The organism is Streptomyces sp. NPDC048331 (assembly GCF_043201215.1).
Taxonomy (GTDB): Bacteria; Actinomycetota; Actinomycetes; order Streptomycetales; family Streptomycetaceae; genus Streptomyces.
In genome coordinates this window covers 21,322-33,701 of record NZ_JBICYT010000011.1, presented here as the reverse complement: position 1 = coordinate 33,701, position 12,380 = coordinate 21,322, and the positions used below count along the sequence as shown (strand labels likewise).

Genomic DNA, 12,380 nt, shown 5'->3' with positions numbered 1-12,380 from the left:
GAGCCGTGTCGTAGAAAGAGTGACACGGCGAGGTCCGCGTTGCGGACGGGAGGAGGCGGCCCGGTGAGCATGCCCGAGCCCATGGACGACCCCTGGGCCGACAGCGGTCCGGGTGACCGTCTGCCCGCCCGTCCGCGCCGTAACAGCGAAGGCCGTGGCCGCGGGGACGAACAGCACGACCGGGGCCGCGAGGGCGGCTCCTGGGACTCCGGCGGTGGCGGCGGCTTCGAGCGCGTTCCGCCCCAGGACCTCGACGCCGAGCAGTCGGTGCTCGGCGGCATGCTGCTCTCCAAGGACGCCATCGCGGATGTCGTGGAGGTCCTCAAGGGCCACGACTTCTACCGGCCCTCGCACGAGACGATCTACCAGGCCATCCTCGACCTGTACGCCAAGGGCGAGCCGGCCGACCCGATCACCATCGGCGCCGAACTGACCCGTCGCGGCGAGATCAGCAAGGTGGGCGGGGCCTCGTACCTGCACACCCTGGTCCAGTCCGTGCCGACCGCGGCGAACGCCGAGTACTACGCGGAGATCGTCCACGAGCGGGCCGTCCTGCGCCGCCTGGTCGCCGCCGGCACGAAGATCACCCAGATGGGCTACGCGGCCGACGGTGACGTCGACGAGATCGTCAACAGCGCCCAGGCCGAGATCTACGCCGTCACCGAGCAGCGGACCTCCGAGGACTACCTGCCGCTCGGCGACATCATGGAAGGCGCCCTCGACGAGATCGAGGCGATCGGCTCCCGCAGCGGCCAGATGTCGGGCGTTCCCACCGGCTTCACGGACCTGGACTCGCTGACCAACGGCCTCCACCCGGGCCAGATGATCGTCATCGCCGCCCGTCCCGCCATGGGTAAGTCCACGCTCGCGCTGGACTTCGCCCGGGCCTGCTCCATCAAGAGCAACCTGCCGAGCGTGATCTTCTCCCTGGAAATGGGCCGCAACGAGATCGCCATGCGCCTGCTCTCGGCGGAGGCCCGGGTGGCGCTCCACCACATGCGCTCGGGCACGATGACGGACGACGACTGGACCCGGCTCGCCCGCCGGATGCCGGACGTCTCCGCCGCCCCGCTCTACATCGACGACTCCCCCAACCTCTCGATGATGGAGATCCGGGCCAAGTGCCGTCGGCTCAAGCAGCGCAACGACCTCTCGCTCGTGGTCATCGACTACCTCCAGCTGATGCAGTCGGGCGGCTCCCGCCGTCCCGAGAGCCGTCAGCAGGAGGTCTCGGACATGTCCCGAAACCTCAAGCTGCTGGCGAAGGAGCTGGAGGTCCCGGTGATCGCGCTCTCGCAGCTGAACCGTGGTCCGGAACAGCGCACCGACAAGAAGCCGATGGTCTCCGACCTGCGTGAATCGGGTTCGATCGAGCAGGACGCCGACATGGTGATCCTGTTGCACCGCGAGGACGCGTACGAGAAGGAGTCCCCGCGCGCGGGCGAGGCGGACCTGATCGTGGCGAAGCACCGTAACGGCCCCACGGCCACGATCACGGTGGCTTTCCAGGGACACTATTCACGCTTCGTGGACATGGCCAACACGTAGCATCCGATCATGGATGAGCTTGCTGAGGACCTGGAACTTCTCCCTGCCACCCGGCGCGCGCTGAGGCACCGGATCGCCGTCGCCCAGAGCGAAGGGCGGGCGCCGTCCGTGGTGGCGGCCGTCCTGCGGGGCGGAGAGGTGGTCTGGGAGGGCTCCCGGACCTCGGTCGAGGGGCACGGGCCGGACGGTGACGTGCAGTACCGGATCGGCTCGATCACCAAGACGTTCACGGCGGTCCTCGTGATGCGGCTGCGGGACGAGGGCCTGATCTCCCTCGCCGATCCGCTGGAGAAGCACCTGCCGGGAACCGGGGTCGGGCAGGTGACCATCGCTCAACTGCTGTCCCACACCGGTGGGTTGGCGGCGGAAACGCCGGGTGAGTGGTGGGAGCGGACCCCCGGCGAGCAGCGGCCCGAGCTCGGCGACGTGGTGGGGGAGGAACCCTTCAAGCTGACGCCGGGGACCAGGCACCACTACTCCAACCCCGGTTACACCCTGCTGGGTTCGCTGGTGGAGGCGGTGCGCGGACGGTCCTGGGAAGAGGCGTTGCGGGCCGAGGTGCTGGAGCCGTTGGGGCTGGAGCGCACGAGCGGAGAGCCGCGGGCCCCGCACGCGGGCGGCTGGGCGGTGCATCCCTGGGCGGACGTGATGATGCCCGAACCGCTGGAGGACCTCGGGCTGATGGCCGCGGCCGGTCGACTGTGGTCCACGACCCGGGACCTGACCCGGTTCGCCGCCTTCCTGCTGCGTGGTGACGAGCGCGTCCTGTGCGCGGAGTCCCTACGGGAGATGCGTACGGCCGCCTCGCCGCCGGAGCCCGGTCTCGCCGAGCACGGCTACGGGCTGGGCCTGCAACTGGCGGGCGTCGGCGGTCGCAAGCTCGTGGGGCACAGCGGATCGTTGCCCGGCTTCGTCGCGGGGCTGTGGCTGAGCGAGGCCGACGACGTGGCGGCGGTGGTGCTGGCGAACTGCACCTCCGGACTTCCGGCCTCGACGGTCGCCGCGGATCTCGTGGGGATCGTGGCGGACGCCGAACCGCGCTTCCCGCGGCCGTGGCGGCCGTTCCTGGAGTCGGACCACGTGCCGCTCGAACTGTGCGGCCCCTGGTATTGGGGGACGTCGCCCCAGGTGGTGCGCCTGACCGCGGACGGGCTGCTGGAACTGGGTCCGGTGGGCGCCAGCGGGCGCACGGCCCGCTTCCGGGCGGAGTCGGACGGCAGCTGGACCGGACTCTTCGGCTACTACGCCGGTGAGACGCTGCGGGCGGTACGCCGTGCCGACGGCTCCGTGAGCCATCTCGACCTGGCGTCCTTCGTGTTCACCCGGGAGCCGTACGCTCCCGACGCCCCCGTGCCCGGCGGGGTGGACCCGCAGGGCTGGCGGGGCATCGGCTGACGGCCCGGCTCCGGGTCCCTCGCAGGAGCAGGAGCAGGGTCAGGAGCAGGGCACGGAGCCGTGAGCGGTTCAGGCGACGAGCTCACGCTCCAGCGGAGTACGGAAGCGCGGGGTGATCCGGGCCTCGCCCACCCAGGCGGCGAGCCGGCCGGCCTCAACGGTGATCGCCTGTTCGGCGGCTCGGCCGGGGTCGGCCGACAGGCGCCAGACGATCTCGCCGTCGGAGCGCTGTGCCCAGCCGCCGACGATCTCGCCGTTCCACCACACGGTGGGGCCGATGTTGCCCGCGTAGTCGAACAGGGCGCTCCGGTGCGCGGGGTCGAGGTGGAAACCGCGGTCGGCCCAGCCCATCGCGGTGGGGTCAAGGGCGGGCAGCAGCGCCGCCCACGGCTCCGGCGCCGGTTCGGGCTCGGTGTCCCCGGGGCTCACCAGGGCGGTGGTGCCGTCCTCCAGGGCGACCCGGTCGGGGCCCAGGGCGGCGAGGGCCTTGCGGACCTCCGTGAGGGTCCAGCCGGTCCACCACTTGAGGTCGGCTTCGGTGGCGGGGCCGTACGCGTGCAGCCATCGGCGGGCGATCTCGACGCGGGCCTCGGCGGCGGGTACGGCGGGCCAGGGCTCGGTGTGGACCCAGCGGTACTGGCTGGAGGTCCACGAGCCGCGCGGTCGGTCACGGCGGATCCGGCCGTCGGCGGCGAGGAGTCGGATGACCCGGGTCGCGACCCCCTGCTCGGCCTCGTACTTCTTGCCCCGACTGATGGTGATCTTCTGGCGCAGCGGGGGTACGGCCGCGGACAGCTGGCTTCCCGTGGAGGGGCCGTGCGCATCGAGGGCGGCGAGCGCTGCGGCCTCCGCTCCGGCGAGCCACGCGGCGTCGAGTCCCTGTCCGTCCTCGTCGAGGTGCTTGAGGAGGGTGCGGCGTTCCTTCGCGGCGATCGCGCGGGCCGTGGAGGCGTCGACCTGCGGGGCGAGTGCGGCGGAGACCGCGAAGAGCGTGTTGCGCATGCTGAGCAGGCGCACGAGGCTGACGTCCTCGTAGAGCGCCCGCTCGATCACCTCCGGGCCGCCTGCGGTGAGCCGGGCACGGGCCGAGAGGAAGACGGTCGCGGCGTCGGTGGCGTGCAGGGCGACGACGGAGTCCGCCGCCTCGGCGACGGTCGCGGCGCGGGCCGAGGGAGCCAGGCAGTGGCGCCGGCCGAGCCGGTGACGTCGCTCGGCGGTGGTGACGAGGGGGAGGGTCATCCTCCCGATCGTAGGCCGGGCCGCCGACGCGGCGACCCGGCGTGCGGGAACGTCCGGTCAGAGCTGGAGCTTGAACCCGACGTGCGAGGCGGTGAATCCGAGCCGTTCGTAGAAACGGTGGGCATCGGTCCGGGTCGCGTCCGAGGTCAGCTGCACGAGCGCGCAGTTCTCGGCACGGGACTTCTCGACAGCCCATTCGACGAACCGGGTGCCCAGCCCGCTGCCGCGTTCGTCGGCGTGCACGCGGACGCCCTCGATGATGGAACGGGTGGCCCCCTTGCGGGAGAGGCCCGGAACGATCGTCAGCTGGAGGGTGCCCACCACACGGTCGGCGCGGACCGCGACGACCAGATGCTGGTTCGGGTCGTCGGTGAGGCGCTTCAACGCCGCGAGGTACGGGGTGAGGTCGTCCGGGGACTCGCGGGTGGCGCCGAGTGGGTCGTCGGCCAGCATGGCGACGATGGCGGGCACATCGGCCTCGATGGCCGGCCGGATGGTCAGCTCGGGAGTGTCGGTCATGATGCGTCGTCCTCTCAGCCCGCGGCCACGGTGAGCGGTGCCCACCGACGGGTCCAGTCGCCGGGCAGACCGGGGAGGTCCCGGGTCATCACGGAGTTGAAGGCCACGGAGGTCAGACCCCGATCCTTGAGCCAGGCGACGAGCTCCTCGTGCCGTACGTCGACATCGGTGCGCAGCTCCCGGTCGGTGCCGACCGCCAGCGCGGTGACCAGGGACTGCGCGGTGGCGGTGTCATGGGCGATCAGTGGGCCGATGACCTGGGTGTTCATATTGGGCCAGGCCGCGGCGTAGCCGGTGAGCCCGCCGTCTCCGGAGGGGGCCTCCGCGACGAGCAGCTGGTCGGCGAAGGCGGGGAGCCGGGTGATCATGTGCGTGCGGTCGGTGCCGAAGACCTCGGCGTCCAGGCGCAGGATGCGGGGCAGGTCCTCGGCGGTCGCCGGCCGGACCAGGGAGGTCCCGTACGTGGCGGGGGCGCCTTCGTGCCGGAAGGCACCCTTCAGCATCTCGGCGCGGCCGGTGGTCTCGAAGCCCAGTTCCTCGTACAGGGGGCGCCCGTAGGGAGTGGCGTGCAGGGTGAGGGGGACACCCTTCAGCACGTCGTCGCAGACGTGGGTCATCAGATGGCGGCCCAGACCTTGGCGGGCGAAGCGGTCGGCCACGAGAACCATCCCGATGGCGGCGAGCTCGGGTCCGGCATGCGATTCGCCGTAGCGGGTGACGACGCATGCGGCCGCGAGTCCCCGGCCGTCCGGGGCGTCGACGCCGTAGCCGTTTCCCGCGGCGAGGAGCAGACGCCACTTGTGGTCCTCGCGGAGCCATCCGCGATCTTCGGACAGGTCGGCGCAGCGGTGGAGATCATCCACGGTCAGCGCCCGGATCGGTAGATCGGTGAGGTGTGGTGGTGTCACCTGGCCCAGACTGGATCATGGACCGGGCGTCGTCCAGGGGGTTTGCGGGTGGATGTTTCACGTGAAACATCAGGTACCCCGGCGCGGGACGCCGGACGATGTTTCACGTGAAACGCGGTGTTTCACGTGAAACGGACCGGCTAGCCTCGTTGGCTATGACCCTCCTGCACCTCTTCGATCTCGACGGGACGCTGATGTACGGCTCGTCATCGCCGGTCGAGATCTCCCGGCAGCTCGGGCTGAGCGCCGAGATCGCCGAGTTGGAACGGGCCTTCGGCGCGCAGAAGATGAGGCCGCACCAATTTTCGGTGGCCGCCCACGCGCTCTGGGCCGAACTGACGCCCGCGCACGTCCGGGCGGCATTCGACGGGGCCCCCTGGCTCACGGGGATCCGGGACGTGTGGCAGGAGATCCGGGAACGCGGAGACTACTGCGCGGTGATCTCCCTGTCTCCGTCGTTCTTCGTGGAACTGCTGCTGGAGTGGGGTGCGGATGCCGCACACGGCTCGGTCTTCCCGGCGGTGCCGTTCACCCGTCCGGTGGAGGAGTCCGGGATCCTCACGCCCGAGGGCAAGGTCACGGTGGCGGACCGGCTCTGCGCGCAGTTCGGTGTGACGCGGGACGACTGCGTCGCCTACGGGGATTCGGTGACCGACGCGTTGCTCTTCGATGTGGTGCCGGTCTCGGTGGCGGTCAATGCGCGGCCTTTCCTGGCCGAACGGGCGACTCATGTCTACGAGGGCCGGGATCTGCGGGAGGCATACCAGCTCGTGGGGCTGACGCGCCCGGGAGTTGACGCATCTTAGGAGGAAAGTGGGTTCGAAACGCGGACTTTCTGCATTTCCCCGCAGGCCTCTGATGCAGGCCGGCACGCTGTGAAACCCGGAACCACGGATTCATAGGCCGTGGCGTGTGCAGACCGACCGAGATGCTCGAAGCGAGGCACCGCATGGACGCTCCGCCCACCAGATCGGCCAGACGCGAATCGGCCCGGATATCCGGCGAGGGCGGTGCGATCGAGCCCTCACCGGATGCCGTACTCATCCGCCGGACCCTCGCGGAGATCGCCCCCGTCGCCGACAAGGTGACCTCGTACTTCTACGCTCTGGTCTTCACCGGGCACCCCGAAGTGCGCGACATGTTCCCCGCCGCCATGGACGTGCAGCGGGACCGCCTGCTGAAGGCGCTCCTGACCGCGGCCGAGCACATCGACAATCCCGCCGTCCTGGTCCCCTACCTGCGACGCCTGGGCGCCGGGCATCGCAAGTACGGCACGATGGCCGGTCATTACCCGGCGGTCGGCGAAGCCCTCGTCGGGGCACTGGCCCGCTACGCGCACAACAGCTGGGGGCCCGAGGCCCAGGCCGCCTGGGTCCGCGCCTACACCGGGATCTCCCAGATCATGATCGACGCGGCGGCGGCGGAAGAGGTGAAGGCCCCGGCCTGGTGGAACGCCGAGGTGGTTTCCCACGATCTGCGCACCCCGGACATCGCGGTGCTCACGGTCCGCCCCGACCAGCCCTACGCCTTCCTCGCCGGCCAGTACGCGAGCCTGGAGACCCCGTGGTGGCCGAGGGTATGGCGGCACTACTCCTTCGCCTCGGCGCCGCGCGCCGACGGACTGCTGTCCTTCCACGTCAAGGCCGTCCCCGCGGGCTGGGTCTCCAACGCGCTGGTGCGACACGCCCGCCCGGGAGACGTCCTGCGCCTCGGACCGCCGGCCGGGTCGATGGTGGTGGACCACACCACGGACAACGGCATGCTCTGCCTGGGCGGGGGCACGGGGATCGCGCCGATCAAGGCGCTCATCGAGGACGTGGCCGAACACGGCGAGCGGCGGCCGGTCGAGGTGTTCTTCGGAGCCCGCAGTGACAGCGACCTCTACGACAAGGACACGCTGCTGGGGCTCCAGCGCTCGCACCCGTGGCTGTCGGTGCGCCCGGTGGTCGGCGACGGGCTGGCCGGGCAGTTGCCGCACGCGGTGGGCGAGCACGGGCCGTGGAGCTCGTACGACGCGTTCGTCTCCGGACCTCCCGCGATGATCCGCAACGGAGTGGACGAGCTGCTGCGGATCGGTATCCCCGGCGAGCGGATCCGGTACGACGCGGTGGAGGAGCTCGCCGGCATCGCCGGCTGAGACCGGAGGCAGCCCGCCGGTCTCAGGCCGGCCTCAGCCCAGGTCGGGCGCGTGCATGGCGCGGACACCCTCGATGTTGCCGTCGAGGTAGTGGCGGAGGGACAGCGGGACGAGGTGGACGGCGGCGATGCCCACCCGGCTGAAGGGCACGCGGACGATCTCGTACTCGCCCTCGGGCTCGTCGACCTCGGGGCCGTGCCGCAGGCTCGGGTCCATCGATTCGAGGCGGCAGACGAAGAAGTGCTGCACCTTCACACCGGTCACCCCCCTGTCGGCGATGTGCTCGACGGTGTCGACGAAGCAGGGCACCACATCGGTGATCTTCGCGCCGAGTTCCTCGTGGACCTCCCGGTGGAGGGCGTCGACGACCGTGGAGTCCGAGGACTCCACTCCCCCGCCGGGGGTGAGCCAGTACGGGTCGACACCGGGCCTGGTGCGTTTGATGAGGATGAGGTCGTCACCGTCGAGCAGGATCGCGCGGGCGGTGCGTTTGACGACGGGACGTTCGGTCATGGGAGAAGAGTGGCCCGCCATTCCGCTTCTGAAACGCGCCACGGCCGGAAAAGGGTCGACTCACCAGTGCGCCGCGGCCTCCAGCAACCGGTCGTGCGCCCGGGCCAGGTGGGCGAGGGCCAGGCTCCCGGTCCGTACGACCAGGAACCAGGTACGCAGCGGCGGCACCGCAGGCTCCGCCAGGGCCACGATCCGACCGCTGTCGAGGGCGTCCTGGCACAGGTAGCGGGGCAGGACGGCGAGGCCGGCGCCGGCCCGGACGCATTCCAGCACGGCACGCAGGTCCGGCACGACCACGGTGGCCGCCAGGCACCGGGCATCGGGCAGGGTGTCGAAGACGGCGGCCCAGTAGCGGGTGACGAGCGGCAGGCTCTCGTGGACCTCGACCAGGGGGATGCCGTCCAGCGCGGCGGAACCCTCCTGGCGCAGCCGGTCCATGTCGACGAGTGCCGCCCAGTAGGGCGCGGCGACCAGGACGTGCTCCTCGTCGCACAGCGCGGTGGCGGTGAAGAGCCCGCCCCGGGGGTGGGCGGTGGTGACGACGAGGTCGTGATGGCCGGTGGCGAGCCCGTGGAGGGTCGCCTCGGCATCGGTCTGGGGGGTGGCGCGCAGGGTGTGCCCCTGGCCGACCAGGAGGGAGAGGGCCGGGAGTACGCGCAGGCACAGGAACTCGGGAGACCCGGCGACGTGGAGGGTGCGTAACGCTCCGGCGGCCTCGCGCTCGGTCTCGGTGATCCGCAACAGGGCGTCGAGGTGCGGGGCGGCCTTGTGGGCCAGCTCGTCGCCGACGGCGGTGGGGGTGACGCCACGGGCCCGGCGGTGGAACAGCGGGCGCCCCAACTGCCGCTCCAGGGTGCGGATCTGTGAGGTCACGGCGGGCTGGGACAGTCCGAGGAGGGCGGCCGCGCGGGTGAACGAACCGGCCCGGTGGACGGCGACGAAGGTGCGCAGCAGGGTCAGGTCCATCGCTGCACCTCTCGGTGGGGGCCTTCAACTATAAAGATGCAGATAGGTCCCTGTCGTTACCGTGATTGGACTCTGACGCAGAGTCAATTAGCCTTGACGTGTGGTTCCTCGCGCGCGGAACCCGAAGCGGTCCGAGCCACCAGGGGGGAGGCTCGGACCGCTTCTCCACGACGGCGGCCGTCCCCGGATCAGTCCCGAGCGCCCGCGTGGTCGAGGGCGCGCAGCACGTCCGCGACCAGGTCCTCGGTGTCCTCCGCGCCGGCGGAGAAGCGGATGAAGCCCTCCGGCACGGCGTCGCCGCCCCAGCGTCCGCGCCGCTCCGCGGTGGACCGCACCCCGCCGAAACTCGTGGCGTCCTCGACCAGGTGCAGGGCCGCCATGAACCGCTCCGCGTGCGCGCGGTCGGGCAGGGTGAAGGAGACCACCGACCCGAAGCCCCGCATCTGCCGGGCGGCCGTCTTGTGGGAGCGGTCCGTGGGAAGCCCCGGGTAGCGCAGCCCGCTCACGTCCGTCCGGTGCGTCAGCGCCTCGGCCACGGCCAGTGCGTTGGCCCATTGGCGCTGCGCGCGCAGCTGGATCGTGGCGAGCGAGCGGTGGGCGAGCCAGGCCTCCATGGGGCCCGGGATCGCACCGACGATCTTGCGCCACCGTCGGACGCGGGCGGCGAGCTCCGGATCGCGGCACACGACGTACCCGAGCAGGACGTCGCCGTGGCCGGTGAGGCCCTTGGTGCCGCTCGCCACCGAGAAGTCCGCCCCCAGCTCCAGCGGCCGCTGCCCGAGCGGGGTGGCCAGGGTGTTGTCCACGGCGACCAGGGTCCGGCCGGCGTGCGCCGCGTCCACGAGGCGCCGTACGTCGCACACGTCGAGCCCGGGGTTGGACGGGGTCTCGATCCACAGCAGCCGGGCCCCGTCGAGGGCCGCGAGCTGGGCGTCGTCACCGGTCGGAGCGGTGCGCACGTGGATCCCGTACGCCTCCAGCTGTTCACGCAGCAGGGGCAGCGCCTGGTAGCCGTCGTCGGGCAGGACCACGGTGTCGCCGGTGTGCGCCTGGGAGAGGAGGACGGCGGAGACCGCCGCCATGCCGGAGGCGAAGACGATGGTGTGCACGTCCTCGCCCGGTGCCTCCAGTTCCCCGATCGCCCGTTCCAGCAGCGTCCAGGTGGGGTTGGTGTCGCGGCCGTACGCGTAGGGGCCTTCGACATCGCCGGGGAGGTGGAAGTGGGCGGCGAAGACCGGTCCGGGCAGGGGCGGCTCGTTCTTGACGACCTCGGGCAGTCCGGCCCGGACGGCGCGGGTGCCGTCGCCGAACGCGGCCGCTCCGGTTCCCTGGGGGGCGTATTCGTTCATGGGGTGGGCTCCTTCACAGCGGCGCGTACGGCATCCAGCAGGCCGGGGCTCGCGGCCTCGACCAGCTCCAGGCACTCCTCGAATCCGTCGAGCGGCCCGTAGTAGGGATCCGGTACGTCGGTCTCGGCGGCCGAGGCCGCCGGATCGTAGGACCGCAGCAGCCGCACCTTCGCGGCGTCCTGCGCGGTGGGCGCGAGCGCCCGGAGGTCCCGCAGATGCCCGGCGTCGAGTGCGATGACGAGGTCCAGGCGCGCGAACCAGGAGGCGTGGAACCGGCGGGCCCGGTGGTCCTGCTCGTAACCGGCCGCCTCCAGGACGGAGATGGTGCGGGGATCGGCGCCGTCCCCCTCGTGCCAGCCGCCGGTGCCGGCGCTGTCCACCTCGACCAGGGCGGCGAGCCCGGCCGCCGCCACATGGGCACGGAAGACCGACTCGGCCATGGGGGAGCGGCATATGTTGCCCGTGCAGACGAAGCAGACGCGGTACATGGCAGGCCCGTTCAGTTCTTGTCGGGCAGGACCATGTTCATGGCCCAGGAGACGATGGAGATGATCAGGCCGCCGAGGAGGGCGGTCCAGAAACCGTCGACGTGGAAGCTGAGATCGAGCTTCGAGGCCAGCCACGAGGTCAGCAGCAGCATCAAGGCGTTCACGACGAGGGTGAACAGGCCGAGGGTGAGGATGAACAGCGGCAGCGAGAGCAGCTTCACCAACGGCTTGACGAGCAGGTTGACGAGGCCGAAGACCAGCGCGACCAGGATGAGGGTAAGAGCGCGTCGGCCGGTGCTGCTGCCGTCGTCGAGGGTGATGCCGGAAAGCAGCCAGATGGCGACGGCCAGGGCCGCCGCGTTGGCGAGCGTCTTGACTACGAAATTCGTCATGTGTCTGATCGTGGCAGAGAAGATCCCGGTGGGACATCCGCAGATCAGCGGATGCGAGGCAACGATCGAGTACAAGGGGCACAACGACGATGAAAGCCTTCCGGCTTGACGATCTCGAAGCGGAGCGGGCCGCGAACGACGGCGCCTATCTGCAGTTCCTGCGGGAGCGGAACATGTCGGTCGGGCTGTACGCGCTCGACGCCGGACAGGTCGATCCGCAGCTTCCGCACCGACAGGACGAGGTGTACTTCGTCGTCAGCGGCCGGGCCTCGATCACCGTCGGGGAGGAGACGACGACCGTGGCGCGCGGCAGCGTCGTCTACGTCCCGGCGGGTGTCGCCCACAAGTTCCACCACATCACCGAGGACCTGAAGGTGATGGTGGTCTTCTCCCCTCCGGAGGGCTGAACGACCCGGCCGGATGAGGGTCGCGGCCCTGATCCCCCTAAGGGGCGGATCAGGGGACTCCGAGGGCTCGCGGGCCCCGATACGAGGCCCTGCGCTCCTAGCATCGAGAGCAGGGAACGACGGACGGACCCACGGACGAAGAAGAGGTCGAGGACATGGACGGGATCCGAGAGACATTCGCAGGCATGCCCTGGTGGGTGAAGTGGGTGGCGGTTCCGCTGCTGGCGCTCTTCGTCTTCGGCGGTGTGATCACCAGCATCCTGGGTGCGCTGATCGGGCTCGTCTTCAAGCTGCTCCTCTTCGTCGGCCTCGTCGGCGGTCTGATCTTCGTCGTGAAGAAGTTCAGCGGTGGCGGCACGAAGTCCTCCTCCGGCGAGTGGTGATCAGGAGCGGTCCGGGCGGGTCCGGGATTGAGCCAGGTGAGGGAACCTGACCCGCTGAACGGCTCATCTCCCCGGAATCGGTGGATAGAGTGGCAATCTATGCCGTTCCCTGGGCACCGAAAGCCGGTACCACCGC

Annotated in this window: 14 protein-coding genes; 6 read left to right on the top strand and 8 right to left on the bottom strand. The window is 70.8% G+C overall.

Annotated elements, in window-relative coordinates:
* The first annotated feature begins 81 nt into the window (after window positions 1-81).
* Together dnaB and ACGFYY_RS17765 are read left to right on the top strand one after the other, a co-directional pair.
* Entirely contained in the window at window positions 82-1,548 is a 1,467-nt protein-coding gene (gene dnaB, locus ACGFYY_RS17770; protein ID WP_109779476.1) for a replicative DNA helicase, read from the top strand.
* Between the two features lie 9 nt (window positions 1,549-1,557).
* The gene (locus ACGFYY_RS17765) at window positions 1,558-2,943 is read left to right on the top strand and encodes a serine hydrolase domain-containing protein (RefSeq protein ID WP_393710363.1); all 1,386 of its coding nucleotides are present in this window, start codon (window positions 1,558-1,560) and stop codon (window positions 2,941-2,943) included.
* 69 nt (window positions 2,944-3,012) lie between these two features.
* On the opposite strand, the gene ACGFYY_RS17760 is transcribed toward ACGFYY_RS17765, so the two are convergent.
* From ACGFYY_RS17760 to ACGFYY_RS17750, 3 genes are read right to left on the bottom strand one after another with little or no spacing between them, the layout of a single operon-like run.
* The gene (locus tag ACGFYY_RS17760; protein ID WP_393710361.1) at window positions 3,013-4,182 is read right to left on the bottom strand and encodes a winged helix DNA-binding domain-containing protein; all 1,170 of its coding nucleotides are present in this window, start codon (window positions 4,180-4,182) and stop codon (window positions 3,013-3,015) included.
* A gap of 57 nt (window positions 4,183-4,239) precedes the next feature.
* Window positions 4,240-4,701 (bottom strand): GNAT family N-acetyltransferase, encoded by a 462-nt coding sequence (locus ACGFYY_RS17755; protein ID WP_393710359.1) that lies wholly within the window; start codon window positions 4,699-4,701, stop codon window positions 4,240-4,242.
* A 14-nt stretch (window positions 4,702-4,715) separates the two neighbouring features.
* A complete protein-coding gene (locus ACGFYY_RS17750; protein WP_393710357.1) occupies window positions 4,716-5,609 on the bottom strand; it encodes a GNAT family N-acetyltransferase in 894 nt (297 codons plus the stop codon).
* Window positions 5,610-5,764: 155 nt separating this feature from the next.
* On the opposite strand from ACGFYY_RS17750, the gene ACGFYY_RS17745 reads away from it, so the two are divergent.
* Together ACGFYY_RS17745 and ACGFYY_RS17740 are read left to right on the top strand one after the other, a co-directional pair.
* Window positions 5,765-6,415, top strand: coding sequence for an HAD-IB family phosphatase (locus ACGFYY_RS17745; RefSeq protein ID WP_365264812.1), 651 nt, complete (start codon window positions 5,765-5,767; stop codon window positions 6,413-6,415).
* Between the two features lie 122 nt (window positions 6,416-6,537).
* Window positions 6,538-7,746, top strand: a complete 1,209-nt coding sequence (locus ACGFYY_RS17740) for a globin domain-containing protein (RefSeq protein ID WP_365264814.1) — start codon at window positions 6,538-6,540, stop codon at window positions 7,744-7,746.
* 33 nt (window positions 7,747-7,779) lie between these two features.
* On the opposite strand, the gene ACGFYY_RS17735 is transcribed toward ACGFYY_RS17740, so the two are convergent.
* From ACGFYY_RS17735 to ACGFYY_RS17715, 5 genes are all read right to left on the bottom strand, one after another.
* Window positions 7,780-8,259 (bottom strand): NUDIX domain-containing protein, encoded by a 480-nt coding sequence (locus ACGFYY_RS17735; RefSeq protein WP_266383201.1) that lies wholly within the window; start codon window positions 8,257-8,259, stop codon window positions 7,780-7,782.
* 60 nt (window positions 8,260-8,319) lie between these two features.
* Entirely contained in the window at window positions 8,320-9,225 is a 906-nt protein-coding gene (locus ACGFYY_RS17730) for a LysR family transcriptional regulator (RefSeq protein ID WP_365264818.1), read from the bottom strand.
* Window positions 9,226-9,413: 188 nt separating this feature from the next.
* A complete protein-coding gene (locus ACGFYY_RS17725) occupies window positions 9,414-10,574 on the bottom strand; it encodes a cystathionine gamma-lyase (RefSeq protein ID WP_393710353.1) in 1,161 nt (386 codons plus the stop codon).
* On the bottom strand, window positions 10,571-11,062 hold the full coding sequence (locus ACGFYY_RS17720) for a low molecular weight protein-tyrosine-phosphatase (RefSeq protein ID WP_393710351.1): 492 nt from the start codon (window positions 11,060-11,062) through the stop codon (window positions 10,571-10,573). The genes ACGFYY_RS17725 and ACGFYY_RS17720 overlap by 4 nt, the downstream gene beginning before the upstream one ends.
* Window positions 11,063-11,073: 11 nt before the next feature.
* Window positions 11,074-11,454, bottom strand: a complete 381-nt coding sequence (locus ACGFYY_RS17715; RefSeq protein WP_030713863.1) for a phage holin family protein — start codon at window positions 11,452-11,454, stop codon at window positions 11,074-11,076.
* An 89-nt stretch (window positions 11,455-11,543) separates the two neighbouring features.
* Between ACGFYY_RS17715 and ACGFYY_RS17710 the strand changes: the two genes are divergently transcribed.
* Both ACGFYY_RS17710 and ACGFYY_RS17705 read left to right on the top strand, forming a co-directional pair.
* Window positions 11,544-11,861, top strand: a complete 318-nt coding sequence (locus tag ACGFYY_RS17710) for a cupin domain-containing protein (RefSeq protein WP_365264824.1) — start codon at window positions 11,544-11,546, stop codon at window positions 11,859-11,861.
* Between the two features lie 155 nt (window positions 11,862-12,016).
* On the top strand, window positions 12,017-12,244 hold the full coding sequence (locus ACGFYY_RS17705; protein ID WP_365264826.1) for a DUF5326 family protein: 228 nt from the start codon (window positions 12,017-12,019) through the stop codon (window positions 12,242-12,244).
* Window positions 12,245-12,380: the final 136 nt, after the last annotated feature.

What these genes read in the sequence shown, in the direction of transcription:
- dnaB (WP_109779476.1), top strand. Translation starts at nt 82, where the DNA reads ATGGACGACCCCTGGGCCGACAGCGGTCCGGGTGACCGTCTGCCCGCC.
- ACGFYY_RS17765 (WP_393710363.1), top strand. Translation starts at nt 1,558, where the DNA reads ATGGATGAGCTTGCTGAGGACCTGGAACTTCTCCCTGCCACCCGGCGC.
- ACGFYY_RS17760 (WP_393710361.1), bottom strand. Translation starts at nt 4,182, where the DNA reads ATGACCCTCCCCCTCGTCACCACCGCCGAGCGACGTCACCGGCTCGGC.
- ACGFYY_RS17755 (WP_393710359.1), bottom strand. Translation starts at nt 4,701, where the DNA reads ATGACCGACACTCCCGAGCTGACCATCCGGCCGGCCATCGAGGCCGAT.
- ACGFYY_RS17745 (WP_365264812.1), top strand. Translation starts at nt 5,765, where the DNA reads ATGACCCTCCTGCACCTCTTCGATCTCGACGGGACGCTGATGTACGGC.
- ACGFYY_RS17740 (WP_365264814.1), top strand. Translation starts at nt 6,538, where the DNA reads ATGCTCGAAGCGAGGCACCGCATGGACGCTCCGCCCACCAGATCGGCC.
- ACGFYY_RS17735 (WP_266383201.1), bottom strand. Translation starts at nt 8,259, where the DNA reads ATGACCGAACGTCCCGTCGTCAAACGCACCGCCCGCGCGATCCTGCTC.
- ACGFYY_RS17730 (WP_365264818.1), bottom strand. Translation starts at nt 9,225, where the DNA reads ATGGACCTGACCCTGCTGCGCACCTTCGTCGCCGTCCACCGGGCCGGT.
- ACGFYY_RS17725 (WP_393710353.1), bottom strand. Translation starts at nt 10,574, where the DNA reads ATGAACGAATACGCCCCCCAGGGAACCGGAGCGGCCGCGTTCGGCGAC.
- ACGFYY_RS17720 (WP_393710351.1), bottom strand. Translation starts at nt 11,062, where the DNA reads ATGTACCGCGTCTGCTTCGTCTGCACGGGCAACATATGCCGCTCCCCC.
- ACGFYY_RS17715 (WP_030713863.1), bottom strand. Translation starts at nt 11,454, where the DNA reads ATGACGAATTTCGTAGTCAAGACGCTCGCCAACGCGGCGGCCCTGGCC.
- ACGFYY_RS17710 (WP_365264824.1), top strand. Translation starts at nt 11,544, where the DNA reads ATGAAAGCCTTCCGGCTTGACGATCTCGAAGCGGAGCGGGCCGCGAAC.
- ACGFYY_RS17705 (WP_365264826.1), top strand. Translation starts at nt 12,017, where the DNA reads ATGGACGGGATCCGAGAGACATTCGCAGGCATGCCCTGGTGGGTGAAG.